The 17,546-nt window shown below is 66.6% G+C and carries 16 protein-coding genes; 4 read left to right on the top strand and 12 right to left on the bottom strand.

Annotated features, from left to right (window positions below):
* The first annotated feature begins 281 nt into the window (after nt 1–281).
* From RM423_RS11555 to RM423_RS11545, 3 genes are read left to right on the top strand one after another with little or no spacing between them, the layout of a single operon-like run.
* A complete protein-coding gene (locus RM423_RS11555) occupies nt 282–1,631 on the top strand; it encodes an extracellular solute-binding protein (protein ID WP_311423184.1) in 1,350 nt (449 codons plus the stop codon).
* A 12-nt stretch (nt 1,632–1,643) separates the two neighbouring features.
* Nucleotides 1,644–2,591 (top strand): carbohydrate ABC transporter permease, encoded by a 948-nt coding sequence (locus RM423_RS11550; RefSeq protein ID WP_311423183.1) that lies wholly within the window; start codon nt 1,644–1,646, stop codon nt 2,589–2,591.
* A 17-nt stretch (nt 2,592–2,608) separates the two neighbouring features.
* On the top strand, nt 2,609–3,490 hold the full coding sequence (locus tag RM423_RS11545) for a carbohydrate ABC transporter permease (protein ID WP_311423182.1): 882 nt from the start codon (nt 2,609–2,611) through the stop codon (nt 3,488–3,490).
* Between the two features lie 88 nt (nt 3,491–3,578).
* Here the strand turns inward: RM423_RS11545 and RM423_RS11540 are convergent, their stop codons facing one another.
* From RM423_RS11540 to RM423_RS11515, 6 genes are all read right to left on the bottom strand, one after another.
* On the bottom strand, nt 3,579–4,415 hold the full coding sequence (locus RM423_RS11540; RefSeq protein ID WP_311423181.1) for an ABC transporter permease subunit: 837 nt from the start codon (nt 4,413–4,415) through the stop codon (nt 3,579–3,581).
* The gene (locus RM423_RS11535; RefSeq protein WP_311423180.1) at nt 4,412–5,374 is read right to left on the bottom strand and encodes an ABC transporter ATP-binding protein; all 963 of its coding nucleotides are present in this window, start codon (nt 5,372–5,374) and stop codon (nt 4,412–4,414) included. The genes RM423_RS11540 and RM423_RS11535 overlap by 4 nt, the downstream gene beginning before the upstream one ends.
* A 186-nt stretch (nt 5,375–5,560) precedes the next feature.
* On the bottom strand, nt 5,561–6,226 hold the full coding sequence (locus RM423_RS11530; RefSeq protein ID WP_311423179.1) for a response regulator transcription factor: 666 nt from the start codon (nt 6,224–6,226) through the stop codon (nt 5,561–5,563).
* A complete protein-coding gene (locus RM423_RS11525; RefSeq protein ID WP_449555810.1) occupies nt 6,223–7,401 on the bottom strand; it encodes a sensor histidine kinase in 1,179 nt (392 codons plus the stop codon). Before RM423_RS11525 ends, RM423_RS11530 begins: the two co-directional genes overlap by 4 nt.
* Before the next feature lie 227 nt (nt 7,402–7,628).
* Nucleotides 7,629–8,174 carry a GNAT family N-acetyltransferase gene (locus RM423_RS11520; RefSeq protein ID WP_311423177.1) on the bottom strand — a complete coding sequence of 182 codons (546 nt, stop codon included), beginning with the start codon at nt 8,172–8,174 and terminating at the stop codon, nt 7,629–7,631.
* 45 nt (nt 8,175–8,219) lie between these two features.
* A complete protein-coding gene (locus RM423_RS11515) occupies nt 8,220–9,791 on the bottom strand; it encodes an FAD-dependent oxidoreductase (RefSeq protein ID WP_311423176.1) in 1,572 nt (523 codons plus the stop codon).
* 64 nt (nt 9,792–9,855) lie between these two features.
* Between RM423_RS11515 and RM423_RS11510 the strand changes: the two genes are divergently transcribed.
* Nucleotides 9,856–10,431, top strand: coding sequence for a helix-turn-helix domain-containing protein (locus RM423_RS11510; RefSeq protein WP_311423175.1), 576 nt, complete (start codon nt 9,856–9,858; stop codon nt 10,429–10,431).
* 256 nt (nt 10,432–10,687) lie between these two features.
* Here the strand turns inward: RM423_RS11510 and RM423_RS11505 are convergent, their stop codons facing one another.
* The 6 genes from RM423_RS11505 to RM423_RS11480 all read right to left on the bottom strand — a co-directional run bounded on the left by RM423_RS11505 (nt 10,688) and on the right by RM423_RS11480 (nt 17,377).
* On the bottom strand, nt 10,688–11,794 hold the full coding sequence (locus tag RM423_RS11505; protein ID WP_311423256.1) for an aminotransferase class V-fold PLP-dependent enzyme: 1,107 nt from the start codon (nt 11,792–11,794) through the stop codon (nt 10,688–10,690).
* 2 nt (nt 11,795–11,796) lie between these two features.
* The gene (locus tag RM423_RS11500) at nt 11,797–12,576 is read right to left on the bottom strand and encodes an amino acid ABC transporter ATP-binding protein (protein WP_311423174.1); all 780 of its coding nucleotides are present in this window, start codon (nt 12,574–12,576) and stop codon (nt 11,797–11,799) included.
* Nucleotides 12,573–13,499 carry an amino acid ABC transporter permease gene (locus RM423_RS11495; RefSeq protein WP_311423173.1) on the bottom strand — a complete coding sequence of 309 codons (927 nt, stop codon included), beginning with the start codon at nt 13,497–13,499 and terminating at the stop codon, nt 12,573–12,575. Before RM423_RS11495 ends, RM423_RS11500 begins: the two co-directional genes overlap by 4 nt.
* Nucleotides 13,489–14,445 (bottom strand): ABC transporter substrate-binding protein, encoded by a 957-nt coding sequence (locus tag RM423_RS11490; RefSeq protein ID WP_311423172.1) that lies wholly within the window; start codon nt 14,443–14,445, stop codon nt 13,489–13,491. Before RM423_RS11490 ends, RM423_RS11495 begins: the two co-directional genes overlap by 11 nt.
* Nucleotides 14,446–14,489: 44 nt before the next feature.
* Nucleotides 14,490–15,545, bottom strand: a complete 1,056-nt coding sequence (locus RM423_RS11485) for a LacI family DNA-binding transcriptional regulator (RefSeq protein WP_311423171.1) — start codon at nt 15,543–15,545, stop codon at nt 14,490–14,492.
* A 305-nt stretch (nt 15,546–15,850) separates the two neighbouring features.
* Complete coding sequence (locus RM423_RS11480) at nt 15,851–17,377, bottom strand: CYTH and CHAD domain-containing protein (RefSeq protein WP_311423170.1); 1,527 nt, start codon at nt 17,375–17,377, stop codon at nt 15,851–15,853.
* Nucleotides 17,378–17,546 lie beyond the last annotated feature (169 nt).

The following is a 17,546-nucleotide window of genomic DNA, read 5'->3' as shown; positions in this document are numbered from 1 at the left end:
TTCGGTTGGGCCAGCTCGCGCATCGCAGGTGAAGCCCGGCGCAATCCTGGCGTCACCTTCGGCTTCGGGAACGATACGGCGGAGGGGTCTGCACAGGCGACTGGCAGGTGGCGTGGGCGAACATCAGGCCGGTCGGCCGCTGGCTGGGTCAGCCCGTCATTACCACGATGCAAGGAAGTTGCCGGGGTCTTCGGAAAGTCTTTACCGGAGCGCTATTGCAGCGATGCAAATTTTGTGGAACAGTCTGCCGCGGTGTAGTCCACACGGTTGGAGTGATAGGCATGCCTGGACCCGTTTCCCGTCGCCAGTTCCTCGCCGCAGGGGGAGGGATGACGCTCGCCGGACTGCTGGCGGCGTGTTCCTCTCCGGTCGCGACGAGCTTCACCGGTGGACAGCCGTCGACCGCGGATGTCATCTTCTGGCACCTCTTCGGTGGCGGTGATGGCGCCAACATGAAGCTGATGGTCAACGCGTTCGAGAAGTCGAGCCACCGGTCCGTAGAATCGACGCTGTTGCCGTGGGGAAACCCCTACTACACGAAGTTGGCGTTGTCGGCGTCCAGCGGCCGACCGCCGGACGTGGCGATTGCGCACCTGTCCCGGCTGCCGTTGCTCGCGCGTGCCGGTCTGCTGGCACCCGTCCAAGACGAGGGGGTAACCGCCGCGGGCATCACCCAGGACAAGTTCACCCCGGCGGCGTGGTCGAAGGCGACCGTGAACGGAAAGGTCTACGCGGTTCCGCTGGACACCCACCCGTTCGTGATGTTCTACAACGTGGACCTGGCGAAGAAGGCCGGGCTGCTGAACGCCGCCGGTGACGCCCTCAAGCCGATGCACGGCCGGGACGACTTCGTAAACGCCCTCAAGGCGATGAAGCGGGCCGGCGCGAAATACGGCGCGGTCTCGGCCAACACGGCCGATCCGTCGACCACCTGGCGCTGGTTCATGACCCTGTATTCGGGCCTGGCCGGACCCATCGTGTCCGATCAGGGCACCCGGGTCACGATCGATCAGGCTGCCTTGGAGGAGACCTTCGCCTTCATGCAAAGCCTCACCGGCTCCCTCGCCTTGATGCCAGGGAACGCCACTCCCACGACGGTGGGCACGCTCTTCGGCCAGGGCAACGCCGGCTTCCTCTTCGAGGGCGAGTGGCAGATCCCGACCTACCGCGGAGTCACGCTGGCCAACGGCAAGCCACTGAACTTCAACGTCGTTCCCTTCCCGGCGATCCTCGGTCCGAAACCGGTCGCCTACGCCGACTCCCACTCGTTGGTCATACCCAAGAGTTCGGGACGCTCTGCCCAGCGCACCGCGGATGCCGTCGATTTCATCAAGGGACTGCTGGACAATAGTTCCATCTGGGCCGAGGGGGGCCACATCCCGGCTTGGCTGCCGGTTCAGCGCAGCAAGGCCTTTCTGAAGCAGAAGCCGCAGAGCAACTACATCCAGGCCGCCTTCAACGCCGTCTATGACCCCGAAGCCTGGTACACGGGCGCCGGATCGGACTTCCAGAACGCCATGGGAGCGGTGGTCACCAACGTCCTCGCCGGCGCCATCAGCCCCAAGAACGGCGTGGCGGCGATGACGGCCAGCCTGAAATCGTTCTCGACCGCCCGTCCCCCGGTCCAGTAGGAGGAAACGACGATGACGACGACCTCAGTAGCCAGGCCGGTCACGGGCATCCGTGCGGCAGCGGACACGTCGCGGGAAGCCCCAAGCCAGGAACACCGGGCCGGCTGGCTGTTCGCCGCCCCGTTCCTCGTCCTGTACGTCCTGTTCCTCATCGGGCCGGTCCTGATCGGAATCGTGATCAGCCTTTTCAACACCACCACCGTCAAGTCGGGGTTGGGCGGCTGGGTCGGCCTCTCGAACTACGCGGCCGTGTTCAAGAGTTCCGATTTCTGGTATTCGATGTGGCACTCGACCCTGTTCACGTTGCTCACCACGCCGCTGCTCATTCTGCTTCCGCTCTTGTTCGCCATCTTCGCCTCCCGGCTCACCCACAATCGTTGGTTCTTCCGGTTGGCGTTCTTCGCACCGTACGTGGTGCCCTCGTCGGCGGTCTGCCTGATCTTCGCGTTCATGTACACGCCCCAGACCGGGCTGATTACCCGGGCATTCGGGTGGGTCGGTCTGACCGCCCCCAACTTTCTGGGAAGCACCTCCGGCGCATGGGCCGCCGTCGTGCTGCTCACCTTGTGGTGGACGTTCGGCTTCAACTTCATCCTGTACACCGCAGCTATCCAGGACATTTCGGAAGAGGTCTATGAGGCGGCGGCAATCGACGGGGCGAGCCCCTGGCAGCAGATTCGCATGGTGACGATTCCGCTGCTGCGGCCGACCACCAGCTTGGTGCTGATTCTGCAGATTTTGGCCTCGTTGAAGGTCTTCGACCAGATCTACATATTGCTGTCGGGCGGTCCCAACGAATCGACTCGACCGGTCATCGAATACATCTACGACACCGGATTCACCTCGTACCGCGGCGGCTACGCCTCGGCCGCCACGATGGTGTATTTCGTCATCCTCGTGGCCATCTCTGCCGGCTGGTTACTCCTGCGCCGCGGCCGCGACAACAGCGTGAATGCCTGAAGGGACCACCCGCGACCATGACGACCACCCTCGCTCCACCCGCCGCACACCTACGGCGTGGAACCACAGCCGAGCCGGAGAAAGGCGCCAAGGCGTTCAACCGGCTGGCCGCGACCTGCCTGACCCTGTTCGCGCTGATCTGGTTGGTGCCCTTTCTGTGGGCACTGATCACCTCACTGCGTCCGGACAACGAGATCACCGCCAACCCGACCACGCCGTGGTCGAATCACTGGACCTTCCGCGCCTACTCGAGTACCTGGAGCAGCAACCCCCTCGGCTGGTGGTACCTGAACAGCTTCATCATTTCCAGCCTGTCGGTGATCTTCACCGTCATTGTCTGCTCGATGGTCGGCTTCGCCCTCGCCCATCTGCGTTTCCGGGGAAAACCGGTGATCATGGGACTGATCCTGGCCGGCCTCATGCTCCCCACCGAAGCGATCGTCCTGCCTCAGTTCATGGAGTTCCGGGCCATTCACCTCCTCGGTACCTACTGGGCGCTGGTACTGCCCGCCGTCTCCGCACCGATCGCCGTGTTCGTCTTCCACTCGTTCTTCAAAGGGATCCCGGTTGCCCTGATCGAAGCCGCTCGCCTCGACGGAGCGAACTGGTGGCGGATCTACGCCCAGGTCTGCATGCCACTATGCCGGCCGGCGATCTCCGCTGTCGCAATTCTGACCTTCGTCACCACCTGGAACGCCTTCCTGTGGCCACTGCTCGTCCTGACCCAAACCAAGTCACAAACCATCCCGGTCGGCCTGAGCGGCCTCATCGGCGGCTCGGCAATCCAGTACGCCGAAACCATGGCCTCATCCGTACTGGGCATCCTCCCGCTGCTCGCGGTCTTCCTGCTCTTCCAACGCCAGATCGTCCAAGGCGTCGCCAACACCGGCATCAAATAACATCCGCCGCTCTCAACGGGGCGCGTCGACTGCAGATTGGCCCGGCGGTTACGTCCGGGCCAATCTGCACGCTGCTCGACCAAGGCGGTCAGGCGTCTTGGCTCTTCAGTCTGACAGCGGCGGCGGCGATGGCGGCGGCGGTCCACCCGCAGAGCACGAGTAGTCCGGCCAGGGCGGATAGGTGCACGCCGTTGGGGTGGCCCCAGAAGGATTCGCCCGCATTGGAGGGCAGGTAGGGGCCGATGTTGTTCGCCCAGCTCTTGGGCAGCAGGTTCAATACCGGCGGGATGACGAAGAATAGCGCGACCAGGCTGGAGATACCGGCGGCGGTGTTGCGCATCAACCCGCCCAGCGCCATCCCGATGAGACCGACGAGTAGCACGTAGATTCCCGCGCCGGCGACCATGCGCAGGGCGTCTGGGCTGCTGATGGTGACCTGCAGGTGCTGACTCGACAGCATCGCCTGGCCGAGGAAGAACGCTATGAACGTCGAGATGATGGAGATGATCCCGACGACGCCGGTGAACACCGAGAGCTTCGCCCATAACACCGGAAGCCGCTTCGGGACCGCGGTGAGGGAGGCGCGGATCATGCCGGTCGCGTATTCGCCGCTGATCAGCAGGACCCCGAGGACCCCGACGGCTAGTTGGGAGAAACGGATTCCGTCCAGGCTGGTGACGACGGCGTTGAAGTCGGCGCGATCGCCGGGGGAGGACTGGGACCAATGTGAGGCGGTGACGGCGCTGATCAGCGTGCCGAGTCCGATCGTGAGGATGACGCTGACCACGAGGGTGATGAGGGTGGAGCGTAGGGATCGAAACTTGGTCCACTCCGACTTGATCACGCGTCCTTGCGTGACTTTCATGCCGCTGAACCGCGGTGTCACGGTAGGTCTGATCGGTTGCTGGGTCACGGTGCTGGTCATCGCGGACCTCCGGCGTGGGCGGTGACCGGTGCGGGCGCACCGGTGTGGTCGGTGGTGCTGTGAGCGTGGAACTCGACGGAGTCGCGGGTCATCTCCATGAACGCGTCTTCCAGGGACGCCTGTTGGACGGCGAGACCGTGCAGGCGGATGTGGTGGTCGTAGGCGATGTCGCCGATTGCTTCGGCCGGGACGCCGCGGATTTCCAGCACCCCCGCTTCCTCGCTGGTGATGGTGACATCCGGTGCGAGCAGCAGTTCGCGCAGCTGGCCGGCTTGCGGTGAGCGGACGAGGACAACGTTGGTCGACGCCATCGCGACGAAGTCGTCGACGTCCACGTCGGCGATGAGTTCGCCGCGGCCTACCACGATGAGGTGATGGGCGGTGAGAGCCATCTCGCTCATCAGGTGCGAGGAGATGAAGACTGTGCGCCCCTCAGCGGCGAGGCCTTTGAGCAGGTTGCGTACCCAGAGGATACCCTCGGGATCCAAGCCGTTGATCGGTTCGTCCAGCACGACGGTCTGAGGGTCTCCGAGCAGGGCCGAGGCGATCCCGAGCCGCTGCCCCATACCCAGGGAGAAGCCACCGGCGCGTTTGCGGGCCACCTCGCCCAGACCGACCAGATCGATCACCTCCATCACTCGGGAGCGAGGGATGCCGTTGGTCTGCGCCAACGCCAACAGGTGGTTGTAGGCCGAGCGGCTGGTGTGGACGGCCTTGGCTTCCAGCAGAATTCCGAGCTCGGCCATCGGCACCCGCGCTTGCTGGTACGAGGCGCCGTTGACCAGCGCCGTACCGGATGTCGGGGCGTCCAGGCCCGCGATCATCCGCATCGTCGTCGACTTGCCGGCACCGTTGGGACCAAGGAATCCCGTGACAATTCCCGGCTTCACGGTGAACGTCAGATCCCGCACCGCCGTCTTATCGCCGTACCTCTTCGTCAAGCCAGACACTTCGATCATCATGTGCTCCCATCGGTGATGCCTTATCGCATCGACCTGTTCACCGTATGGGCGCCCCATTTGCGGTCGCATCAGCCGCGAGGCCACACTTCGGGTCACCGCCTTATGCCTCAAGGTCTAGGCAGCTGTGAACCGGCCGCGGTCGCGCCGCCCTCGAAGGGCCGCGTGGAAGCCGGGTCGTGTGAGCTAACTCCCCGGTGTGATGAGCCCGGACTCGTAAGCCAGGACGACAGCCTGGACACGGTCGCGTAGTTGCAGCTTGGCCAGGATGCGCCCGACGTGAATCTTCACCGTGCCCTCGGACAGATGCAGGTCGGCGGCTATCTCCCGGTTGGAACGGCCTGCAGCGAGCTGGGCGAAGACCGAGCGTTCTCGGTCCGTCAGACGGTCCAGCAGCTCGTCCCGCACGGTCCGCCGGTTCGCCTGGGGCATGAGCGGCATCAACTGGTCGATGAGACGGCGGGTCGCGGTGGGAGCCAGGACAGCTTCGCCACCGGCGACGGTCCGGATTGCTGTCAGCAGTTCCGTCGGGGGTGCGTCTTTGAGCAGGAATCCGCTGGCACCGGCCCGCAGTCCGGCGAACACATACTGGTCGAGGTCGAACGTGGTGAGGATCAGGACCTTGCTGTCGGCGCCGGTCGCGCCGATCGCCTCGGTGGCCTCGATACCGTCCATGCCGGGCATCCGCACGTCCATCAGCACGACATCGGGCTGTAGGGCGGCGGTCATGCTGACGCCGGCCCCACCGTCGCCGGCTTCACCCACGACGTCGATGTCGGACTCGGCTTCCAAGATCAGGCGAAACCCCATCCGCAGTAAGGATTGGTCGTCCACGATCAGCACGCGGATCACGTGGGGTCCGTCTCGTCCAGCCGCAGCCGGGCTGAGACCCTCCAGCCGGTGGGTCGACCTGGGCCGGCGCTGATGTCACCGCCGTATGCGTGTACCCGTTCACGCATACCGGCCAACCCGCCGCCCACGCCGACCGGGGCGGGTGCCGAGGTGCCGGCGCCGTCATCGACGATGTCCAATCGCAGCTCATGCGGCAGATACTTCAGCCGCACCGAGGCGCGTGCGTCGGTGCCGCCGTGTTTGAGGGTGTTCGTCAGCGCTTCCTGCACCAGCCGGTACACCGTTAGCTGAACACCGGCGGGCACCTCCGCCGCCACCCCGTGTACCTCGAACGTGGTCGGCAGCCCGGCGGCGCGCACCCGGTCGAGCAGGCCGTCGAGCTCCGCCAGGTCAGGCACCGGCTGAAGCACGCCCTGCCGCTCGTCGGTACTGGGGTTCTGCCGGAGCACTCCGAGCAGGCGACGCGTGTCGGCCAAGGCCCGGCGCCCGGTGGCCGACACGGTGCGCATCACCTCGATCCCGCGTTCGGGGGAGGACGCGGTGGCAGCGATCGCCCCGTCGCTGAGAGCCACCATCACGGTCAGATGATGCGCCACGATGTCGTGCATCTCTCGAGTGATGCGGGCGCGTTCGGCGGCTGCGGCCAGCTCGCCTTGCTGATCGCGTTCGCGTTCCAGACGCTCCGCTCGGTCACGCAGCTCAGCCAGGTAGGCGCGCCGGGTCGAGGCATACAAGCCCAAACCCACGGCAGCCCCGACCAAGCCGGACACGAAGATCGCGTCGTACCAGAAGCCGGCGCCATTGACGATCACAGCCGCGATGATCACGACGGCCTCGAGCACACCCGCCGCGACGACAGCGTCGCGGCGAGGTTGCATCGAGGCGACGGTGTACAGCGCAACCAACAGTGCAAAGCCGGGTAGTACGTGGTGATTCCACGAGCCGCTCAGGACTGACGCGGCCAACAGCCATGCCAGGACGGGGATGGGGAAAATCCGGCGGAGCACGAGCGGTGCCACGAGGATCACCAACACCGGAATGGCGGCCCGCGGCGGATGCGGATTGTCGTGAAACAGGTACGGCAAGGCGGTCGCCGCAGCCACCAACGCAACCAGTACATCGAAGCCCCAGCGAGCCGCTGATCGATTCGAAGGAAGCTCTGACGGCTTCAGCACCCTCACCTGCGATCACCCTTCTCGTCCTGCGTCCTACGTAAGCCGGCGCACCGGCCCACGCTAGCGGCGTCGTGGCTCGAAATCATCTACCAAGCGACCACGACTCTGCGTCGAAGGTATGCCTTTCGGCTTACGACGGCAGGTGCTGCCCGCCACACTCAGCGACGCCAATGCATTCGGCCGACGCTGAAGGCTTCGATGCACGGGAGGCCCTTCGCGGGCGTTCCCTATGGCGAGAGCCGTTTGATGAGCAATTGGTCGGTCTCGATCTCGTGGTGTTGCTGCCCGTCATCGTCGGTCCAGTCATAGGCGCAGACATCGATGACGCCGGTCGGGGTGTATCCGAGTCGCCGGTAGAGGCGCGTGGCGTCAGGGTTGTCCAGAGCCACGCCAACTGCGATCAATTTGTATCCGCGGTTTTCCGCGAGCTGTTCCGCCGCCTTGAGGAGGACAGTTCCGACACCTCGTCCGCGTAGCTCCGGTCGGACCTGCAGATGGTTGACCTCGACACTGTCGGGGAAGGCGGCTCGTGCGTTCATACCGATCGGTCCGTGCCATTGGATTAGCCCCGAGCCGAGCGGTTCCTCGTCCTGCCAAGCCACCAGATAGGTGGCCGTGCCTTCACGTTGCTCCGTGTAGTGGGCGCCGTGCACGTCGTCAGCCGTTGGCCACGCGTTCCGCAGAGCGACGAGGTCGTGTTCGTTGCAGGCACGGGTGTCCATGTCGCAATCGAACCAGGGAAGTGGATCAACGCAAAGCATGCTCCCGTTCACGGACCCATGTCGTATCGAGCCGTATCGCAGCGTGCTGACGGGTGTTCAGTCGTGGTCTCGGCGTGCTCGCAGGACGGTGTCGTGGATGATGATGTCGTGGCCGTCAGGGTCGGTTGCATGCCGTGGTCGGGCTTCGGAGACGGTGATCGACCAGCCGTCGCCGAGCGAGTCGATGATCTCCTCGGTCGTCCAGCCCATTTCGTCCAATCTGGGCCTGGGCATCGTTGTCTGTAGGTCGCTGAGGTCGTGGCCGACGATCAGCAGCGTGCCGCCCGGCGCGACGGCGGCGACGAGATGCGCGAACAGGGTCCGTCGTGGCTCGGCGGGCAGGTGCAGGAAGAAGGCCGACACCAGGTCGTACGTGCCGGTCGCTGGTTCGCGGGCGAGGTCGAGGTGTTGCCAGTTCACCGTCAGGTCGAGGCGTTCGGCCTGTGCGGCGGAGCGCTGCAAGGCTGTTGTGGAGAACTCGGCGCCGGTGACGACCCAGCCTCGGGATGCCAGCCACAGGGCGTCCGCACCTTCGCCGGAGCCCGCGTCGAGCGCGGTGCCGGGCACGAGGTCGGCCACCTCGGTGATGAGCACGGGGTTGGGGTTGCCGCTCCAGTTCTGTGGCCGGGACCGATAGCGCTCGTCCCACGCCTGCTCGCTGTAGATCTGTCGGTAGCGGTGCGTTTCGAGCGCTGTCCGAGTGTCTTCGGCAAGGAGGTCGGCGTTGATTGCCGCGCCGGCGGCCAGTCCGGCTGCAGCGGAGCTGACGACCTGCGCCTGCATATCCGTCACGTTGCCGGCGACCCATACTCCGGCCACAGCGGTCGCCCCGCTGGCGTCGGCCTCGATTCGGGTGCCCAGCAGGTGATCACCGATGAAGACCTCGACCGGCTCGAGCCCCAGCGGGGCCAACGCTTCGGCTCGGGCCATGAACGTAGGCGCGACGACCAGCGCGTCGAGCGGCACCGTGCTGTCGTCGGACAGGCGCACACCGGTCAAGCCATTGGAATCCAACTCGACCCGCACGACCGGTCCGGCGAGAACGGGAATGTCGAGCGCGTCGAGCTGCTCCCGCTGCTCATCGCTGAGAGCGAGACCGGTGTGTTGCACGACCGTCACGTGCGCGCTGAGTTGCCGGAACAGCAGCGCCTGGTGCACCGCCATCGGACCGGTCGCCAGCACGCCGAGGCGCTGGTCGCGGACCTCCCAGCCGTGGCAGTACGGGCAGTGCAACACATCGATTCCCCACCGCTGGGCCAGGCCGGGGATGTCGGGTAGGTCGTCGCGCAGGCCGGTTGCGACCAGGACCCGGCGAGCACCGACGGTGCGCTCACCGATCTCGATCGCGAAACGTTCGTCCTGTCGTCGCACGGCGGTGACCCGGCCGGCTTGGACGTGCGCGCCATAGCGGGCAACCTCGGCCCGGCCCTGGGCATAGATCTCGGTGGGGGGCGTCCCGTCGCGAGTCAGGAAATTGTGCAGGTGACCGGCCGGGGCATTACGTGGAGAACCCGCGTCCAGCACCAGCACCGATCGCCGGAACCGGGCCAGCGCCACCGCACCGCTGAGTCCCGCGGCGCCACCGCCGATCACGACCACGTCGTAGAGATTGTCATCCAGCTGATCCATGGCTCAACAGTGCGCCGGCGGTCGCAGGCTTGACAAATCTGTTTGCCGCAGTAGCAATGGAGTGATGGATGACAACGACGTGCTTGACGCGGTGGGGCCGCGGTTGCGGGCTGTGCGCCAGCAGCGGGGCGCGACGTTGGCTCAGTTGTCGGCGGCGACCGGTATCTCGGTGAGCACGTTGTCGCGGCTGGAGGCCGGCGGACGCCGGCCAACACTGGAGCTGTTGTTGCCACTGGCCCGAGCGCACCGGGTACCCCTCGACGAGCTGATCGGGGCACCCGCGACGGGGGACCCGCGGGTGCGTGCCAAGCCGGTACAGCGCCACGGCCGCACGCTCTTTCCGCTCACCCGGCAGCCGGGCGGGATGCGGGCCTACAAGATGGTCGTACCGCCCGGCGAGGCCGAAACCGAGCTGCAGAGCCATGAGGGGTACGAGTGGATGTACGTGCTCGCCGGCCGCTTACGGCTGAAACTGGGCACCCTGGACTTTGTCATGAAGTCGGGCGAGGTCGCCGAGTTCGACACCCATACCCCGCACTGGTTCGGCAGTGCCGGGACACTACCCGTCGAACTGCTCGTCCTGTTCGGCCCACAAGGCGAACGGCTACACGTCCGCACCCGTAAAGGCGCAACATCCTGACGCTACCGGCGTACGGACTGCGAGGGCGGCGGTGTCCGGACCAAACGACACAGCGGTCAGGGCGACGGGCGAACTCGCTCGGCCCCGAAGGGACGATGGTCGGAGCGGTGGGCTACCCAGCGCATGCATCGGTGGTGGTGCTCATGCGGCGATGCTGGCCAGCTCGATCAGGTCGTCATCGGTCCTGCCTCTCGCCGGCAGGGGGCAGGCGGCAGCGGTGCCCGTCTGAGGCCTGCCGGATCTCGCTGCTTTGCCGTCATTCCAGCGCGTCGAGCAGTGCGTGCACCGACTCGGGACCGGTGCTGGCGTGCACCGACACCCGGACGTACCCCTTGTGCGCCGTGGCGCTGATTCCGGCGGCGGTCAGTCGGCGTTGCACCTGCGCGGACGACCGATCGGGCAGTTGGAAGCTCACGATGCCGGCGCGTTCGGTACGGGATCTGGGGGAGCGCACGAGCGCACCGATCCGGTCCAGGGCTGCCAGCACCTCGTCTACCCGGTCGGCGATCCGCTGCTCGATCCAGGCCGGGCCGACGGACTCCACCAGCCGCAACGCGGCAGCGAAGCCGGCGTCCGCCGCGGGGCTCAGGTTGGTGATCGAGTATTGCTCCGCTCCGGCGGCGCGGGCTTGGATGATGCTGTCGTACGCCGTCGGACGCTCGACGCCGGTCCACCCGGACAGCAGCGGGTGCAGGCGGTCCAGGGCTCGTTCGGACAGCGCCAGAAAGCCGGTGCTCCAGCCGGCTCGCAGCCACTTCTGCCCGCCGACGACGAGTACATCGGCAACGGTCCAGGGAAACTCCGCGGCGCCGAACCCCTGGATGCCGTCCACCACGAGCAGCCGATCGCCGATCGCCTCGCGCAGACCGGGCAGGTCAGCGCGGTAACCGGTCGCGAAGTCCACGGCGCTCACCGCGACCGCCGTGGTCCGTGTGCTCATTGCCGCCGCGACCGCGTCCGGTGTGGTCCGGCCGTCCGGGGAGGCGATGTCCCGAACTGCGAGCAGCCCCGCTTCGGCGGCCCGGACCCAGGGGTAGCGGTTCGCCGGGAACTCGGTGCCGCCGTAGGCAACCTCTCCGGACAGCGCGAAGGCCACCTGGAACAGGCCGGTGGAGGTGTTCGGGACCAGCGTGATGCCGTCCGCCGGGAATCCGCTGAGTCCGGCGACTGAGTGGATGACATCCTGTTTGGCGGTCATCAGCTGATCGACGGTGGCCGGGCCGGCCGTCACGGTGGCTTGCACCGCGGTGGCGATGGCGGTGGCGACGGCGCGTGACGGCGGACCGATCCGGGCGTGGTCGAGGTAGCCGACCGGCTCGGCGAACTGAGCGAGGTACCGGGTGTGCACCGCGTCCTCGACCATGGTCACGTGAGCACCCGAGCCAGAAACTGCCGGGTCCGCGCGTGCCGCGGGTTACCGATCACCTGCTCCGGTGGGCCCGCCTCGACGATCTGGCCGCCGTCCATGAACACCACTTCGTCGGCGGCCTCACGCGCGAAGGATATCTCGTGCGTCACCACCACCATGGTCATGCCCTCGTGGGCCAGCTCGGTCATCACCTGCAGCACCTCGCCCACCAGTTCGGGATCGAGCGCGCTGGTCGGCTCGTCGAACAGGATCACCTTTGGTTTCATGGCCAACGCCCGTGCTATCGCGACCCGCTGCTGCTGGCCGCCGGAGAGCCGGGCCGGGTACTGGTCAAGTTTGTCGGCCAGGCCGACTCGCTGCAGCAGTTCGATGCCCTGTGCCCGGGCCTGCTTGGCCGGCACGCCGCGGACCTGCATCGGCCCCTCGATCACGTTCTCCAGTGCGGTGCGGTGCGGAAACAGGTTGAAGCGTTGGAACACCATGCCGATCTCGGCCCGCTGCGCGGCGAGCGCGGACTCGCGCAGTGCGTGGAGCTTGCCGTCGCGCTGTCGGAAACCGATCGGCTGGTCGCCGACCCAAATCTCGCCTTCGTCCACCACTTCGAGCCGGTTCATGCAGCGCAGGAAGGTGCTCTTGCCCGCTCCGGACGCACCGAGCAGCACCACCACCTGGCCGCGTCGCACCGTCAGGTCGATGCCGCGAAGCACCTCGTGCGTGCCGAATCTCTTGCGCACACCGATTGCCCGCACCACCACGTCGTCGGTCACTGTCGTCATTCGGCACCTCGCATCAGTGGTGGCGTACGCAGGGAGCGGCCGATGCGGAAGGTCAGGCCCCGGCCCGGATCACGTAACGAGGCGCTGTAGTACCGTTCGAGAAAGTACTGACCGACATTGGCAACGCTGACGATGACCATGTACCAGACGGCACCGGCAAGCAGGTCCTCCACGACTGCCAGGCTGTGCGAGGAGAGGTTCTGCGCTGCCTTGGTGATCTCGACGAAGCCGATCACCGAGGCCAGCGAGGTGCCCTTGATCATATTGATGAAGTCGTTGCCGGTCGGTGGCACGATGACCCGCATCGCCTGTGGAAGCACCACCCGGCGAAGGATCTTGCCGGGCGTCATCCCGATCGACTCGGCCGCCTCGCGCTGCCCGGGATCGACGCTGCTCAGCCCCGCCCGGACGATCTCGGCCATGTACGCGCTCTCGTTCAGACCGAGCCCGAGCAGCGCGGCCAGGAACGCGGTGACCAACGTGTTGGACGACTCGTTGATCAGATGCAGCGATGTGAACGGAACCGGCACGACGATCCGGGGAAAGATCAGCGCGATGTTGTACCAGAGAATGATCTGCAGCAGCACCGGCAGGCCGCGGAACAGCCAGGTGTAGCCGAAGGCGACCAGCCGCAGCAGTGGGTTACGCGACAGCCGCATCAACGCGACCACCACCCCGATGACGACCGCGCCGGCCTGGGCGACCACCGCGAGTTCGATGGTGTTCCGGACGCCTTCCAGCATCACCGACTGGGTCAGCTGATCCGGCACCAGATGCCACTCGATCGCGCCCTGGGAAACCGCATAGCCGAGTGCGAGCAGCACCGCCAGCACGATCACTGCCGAGACGTAACGGCCCCAGTGCCGCAGTCCGACCTTGGGCAGCAGCCGACGATCAGGCTGCAGGCCCGTCTCAGCCACCATTGACCGTGGCCTTGGTCAGCGCTCCGGACGTGACCTGCCACGCCGAGAGGATCTTGCCGTACGTGCCATCGTTGATCAGTTCCTGCAGCGCCTTCTGCATCGCGGTGGACAGCGCCTTGTTGGTCTTGGCGACCCCGATGCCGTACGGCGCGCCGTTGATCGGTGCCTGCTGCACGACCTGGAAATACTTGCCGCCACCCGCGATGCGCGAGATGTAGACGGCGGTGGGCAGGTCGTTGAGGATCGCGTCGACCCGGCCGGTCCGCAGCTGCGTCTGGTTCTGTGAATCGCTGTCGGTGGCGGTGACCTGCAGCGCCGACTTACCACCGGACTGGCATTTGCTCGACTGCTGCTTGGCAAAGTCCTCTTGGGTGGTGCCGCTGACGACCGCGATCTTCTTGCCACAGAGGTCCATCGAGCTGCCGATGTTCTTCGGGTTGCCCTTTCCGATCATGATCGTGATGCCGGAGTTGAAGTAGTCGATGAAGTCGATCTTCCGCTCGCGCTCCTTGGTGTCGTTCATGCCGGCGATGGTGGTGTCGATGCGCCCGCTGGCCAGGCTGGTGATCAGCGAGTCGAAGCTCATGTCCTGGTAATGAACCTTCATTCCCAGCTTCGCGGCGACGGCCGTGATGAGGTCGACCTCGAAGCCGACGGCTGTCTTGCCGTCCGGGCCGTAGAAGTTGTTCGGCGGTGACTGGACGTTGGACCCGACGGTCAGGGTGCCCTTGCCGCTCAGTGCGGGCGGAACCGCCGCGGCCAGCGTCGCATCCTTGCTGACCGCTCGCACGATGCTCGAGGTGTCCGGAATGGCGGAACCGGACGAGCTCGAGCCGGGTGAGGTCTTGGCATCGCTGCCTTTACTGCCGCCGCAGGCGGTGAGTGCGAGCGCGGCCAGGGTGACGGCGGCGACTGAGAGCCGGCCGGTGGATACGGAACGGGACACGGAGAACTCCTCGGTAGGAACGCGACGATGGTGGCGTGAGCGGTTCAGCGTCGACCGGAGTCGCGCTGAATAAGGCGGGTAGGGATGACGACGTGCTGGGCCGCCGCGGCGGTACCGGCGATGCGGTCGAACAGCAGCTCCGCCGCGCGCCGCCCGATCTCGTCGGCGTCCTGAGCGATGACCGTGACCGCCGGCTGGATCAGCTCGGCGGCCTCGAAGTCGTCGAAGCCGACGTAACCCACCCGGATCTCGGGGTGGCTGCGCAGGAATCGCACGAGCGCGAGGGTGGCGCGGTTGTTGGCGGTGACCAGGGCGGTGACCGGGTTGTCGCCCGACGTCCAGCTTGACCACGCGGCGGCGATCGTGTCGTCGTCGTGCGGTCCCATCGCGATCCGCTCCACCGACTGCGGGTCGATCGCCGGATCGGCACGGACGGCGGAGCGGTAACCGTCCAACCGCCGCCGGATGGTCCAGCTGTGCTCGTCCGCACCGAGGAAGCCGAGCGAGGTGTGGCCGAGGTCAACCAGATGGCGCACCGCGGCCCGCGTACCGCCCTCGTTGTCGCTCGAGACCGAGTCGGCGTCACCGCGCCGGCTGGGGCGGTCGACGAACACCGCGCGGGTGCCGGCCGGGATGCAGTCGTCGAGGTCGCTGTGGTCAGCGCGGCTCGCCGCCACGATCAGGCCGTCGACCCGCCGCGCGGTGAACGCGGCAACCAGTCGGGCCGCACGCTCCGGGTCGTTCTCCGCAGCGCCGGTGAGCATCAGGTAGCCGCGATCGCGGGCCACCCGCTCGACGGCTCCGGCGAGCATTGCGTAGAACGGTCCGGAGAAGTCCTCCAGAACCATTCCGATGCTGGCCGTGCTGGAGCCGCGACGCAGCATGCTGGCACCGTCGTTGCGCTGGAAACCCAGCTCGGCGATGGCCCGCTGGACCCGTTCGGCAGTGACCGGACGGACGCCCGGCTCGCCGTTCACCACCCGGGAGACCGTCTTGAGCGACGCCCCTGAAGCACGCGCGACATCGACCATGGTCGGCCACTGCCGGGATCGCTCGGGCGCCGGCTCGCTCGCCGCCGCGCCGTTTGACAAGGTTGTCATCGGCACTATGTTAGGCGCCTAGACAACGTTGTCAAGACCGTTTGCCCAGCTCACCGCCTCGACTGGTACGCCTCCACAGGCTGGGCCAAGCCGTATCCCGGTGACAAGTCGATCCTCGGTCCGTACCAGGTGCCCGGCTGGGACAAGCCAGCCGGCGAACTCGGAGACTGACGACACACCACCTACCCTGGCGTCGATCACGCTCCCGACGCTGAAGCACCGTGGGTGCCTGCTTGACCGCTGTCCTCAGCCAGCCCGGCTGAGGACAGCGGCTTTCTCACCTGAGCGGCCGGGCGCGTCCGGCGTCAGCGGTACGTGCGGGCGGCACGCCGCGCTTCGGTTCGCGCGGTGCGAGCGGCCTGTTGCTCGCGTTCGTACAAGATGCCGAAAGCGAATCCGTTCTCACCCTGGATGCTGCCGGCTTTCGTCCCGAGACGACGCAGTAGCTCGGCGCTGACGAGGCTGTCCTGGTGTTCACCGAGCAGGTCCTGCAGACGTTGGTAACGGTCGGCGTGGACGGCGGCGGCCTGGGCACCGATGACCGGTTGCGCCGCTTCGGCGGCGTAGCGGGCGCGTTTCGCAGCTTTACGGGCGTCGTGGAGAAGATGGATGTCGCCGGTGGCGTTGGCGTGTTCCAGGCGCCGCGTCACTTTCTTCTCGGCCTGAGCGAGGAGCTTGGCCATCGCCTGGGCCGGTTTGCCGGCCGCGGCGGTGCACGGGGGTCGGGTGACCCAGGCGTCGATGTCGGCCAGCAGGGCGAGGTATCGCGGGCCGGTGATGTCGTGCTGCAGGCTCTGCCAGTGTTCGGCCTGCTCATGGTCGAGTTCGGTGTGCACCCGGGCCCGGACGGGGCCGAGCTGCAGCGTGTCATCGAGGTCGTCGAGCATGGCGTCCAGGCGCTTGCGCAAGACCTGGCGGTCCCGGACCTCGCCGAGTAGGGCGGCATACCAGCGCAGCTCACCATCCAGAGATGCGGCGCGGTCGGCGTCCAGCAGGCTGCCGTAGATCCGCAGCGTGCTCCGCAGTCGGCGGGTCGCTACCCGGGTCTTGTGAATGACGCTGTCATCCAGGCGGCGCAGCCCGAGATCACCGGCCAGGATCGCCTGCTGCTGTTCGGCGATGTAGGCGGCGACCACGTCCCCCGAACGCAGCTGGGGGTCCTTCTTCGTGGACTTCTTGGCCTTGGACGTCCCGGTGGGCATCGTGGTGTCGGGCATCGTCCCAGTGGGCGTGGCGGGAGTGTCGGGCAGGGCGCGGGCCAGCTTGGAGGTGCTGACCGAGGCCTGGGCCCCGGCCCGACGTAGCCGCTTGCTGACGGCATACAGCAGCTCGATGTCATCCTCAACCAGTTCGACCTCGACCTCGCGCCAGCTGGTCGCAGTGGCGGCTTCACCGGCGGAGGAGGCGTGCACGGTGTCGTCATCGATCTCAGCCACCCGGCGGCCGGCGGCGTCCAGTAGCCGGGTGACGGAGCGTTGCGTGCGCACGCTCGCGATCTGGGTCAGGGCCTGCCCGCGGACCACCCCCACCAGCAGCTGGTGCAGCTCGGCCGGCACATCGTCATCAGCAGTGAGCCCGGTACGGATCTCCTCGCGAAATGGTGGGTGCGGGATCTTCAGCTGCCAGCCGGTGTCGGTGCTGCCGGTACGCCGGCGCAGGGTCATGTGTGCTTTGAGCAGGGCGCGATCGGCGGTGTCGAAGTAGTCGCTACGCAGGTGCTCGGTGGCGGTCTCGACGCACCCACCCTCGGGCAACAGTGCAGTGATGTCGGGGACCACGAAATCGGGCTCGACATCGAACTTGAGTTCACGTTCGATCATTGAATGCGTCACCGAACCATTGTGCCGGGGTCGGGCGCTCATCGTGGTGAAGGTCGGGACCTGACCCCGAGTAGTGGACACGCTCAATCCCTGCTTCGGTGGGGTGGAAGCGAGATGATCCACTCATGGCGAGGAAGAACTACTCCGAGGAGTTTCGCCGCGACGCTGTCGAGTTGTATCG

It is taken from the genome of Jatrophihabitans lederbergiae (genome assembly GCF_031845305.1).
GTDB classification, from domain to species: domain Bacteria; phylum Actinomycetota; class Actinomycetes; order Mycobacteriales; family Jatrophihabitantaceae; genus Jatrophihabitans_A; species Jatrophihabitans_A lederbergiae.
The sequence above is the reverse complement of the archived record's forward strand: the minus strand, read 5'-3'. Positions and strand labels throughout refer to the sequence as shown.

What these genes read in the sequence shown, in the direction of transcription:
- RM423_RS11555 (WP_311423184.1), top strand. Translation starts at nt 282, where the DNA reads ATGCCTGGACCCGTTTCCCGTCGCCAGTTCCTCGCCGCAGGGGGAGGG.
- RM423_RS11550 (WP_311423183.1), top strand. Translation starts at nt 1,644, where the DNA reads ATGACGACGACCTCAGTAGCCAGGCCGGTCACGGGCATCCGTGCGGCA.
- RM423_RS11545 (WP_311423182.1), top strand. Translation starts at nt 2,609, where the DNA reads ATGACGACCACCCTCGCTCCACCCGCCGCACACCTACGGCGTGGAACC.
- RM423_RS11540 (WP_311423181.1), bottom strand. Translation starts at nt 4,415, where the DNA reads ATGACCAGCACCGTGACCCAGCAACCGATCAGACCTACCGTGACACCG.
- RM423_RS11535 (WP_311423180.1), bottom strand. Translation starts at nt 5,374, where the DNA reads ATGATCGAAGTGTCTGGCTTGACGAAGAGGTACGGCGATAAGACGGCG.
- RM423_RS11515 (WP_311423176.1), bottom strand. Translation starts at nt 9,791, where the DNA reads ATGGATCAGCTGGATGACAATCTCTACGACGTGGTCGTGATCGGCGGT.
- RM423_RS11510 (WP_311423175.1), top strand. Translation starts at nt 9,856, where the DNA reads ATGGATGACAACGACGTGCTTGACGCGGTGGGGCCGCGGTTGCGGGCT.
- RM423_RS11505 (WP_311423256.1), bottom strand. Translation starts at nt 11,794, where the DNA reads ATGGTCGAGGACGCGGTGCACACCCGGTACCTCGCTCAGTTCGCCGAG.
- RM423_RS11500 (WP_311423174.1), bottom strand. Translation starts at nt 12,576, where the DNA reads ATGACGACAGTGACCGACGACGTGGTGGTGCGGGCAATCGGTGTGCGC.
- RM423_RS11495 (WP_311423173.1), bottom strand. Translation starts at nt 13,499, where the DNA reads ATGGTGGCTGAGACGGGCCTGCAGCCTGATCGTCGGCTGCTGCCCAAG.
- RM423_RS11485 (WP_311423171.1), bottom strand. Translation starts at nt 15,545, where the DNA reads ATGACAACCTTGTCAAACGGCGCGGCGGCGAGCGAGCCGGCGCCCGAG.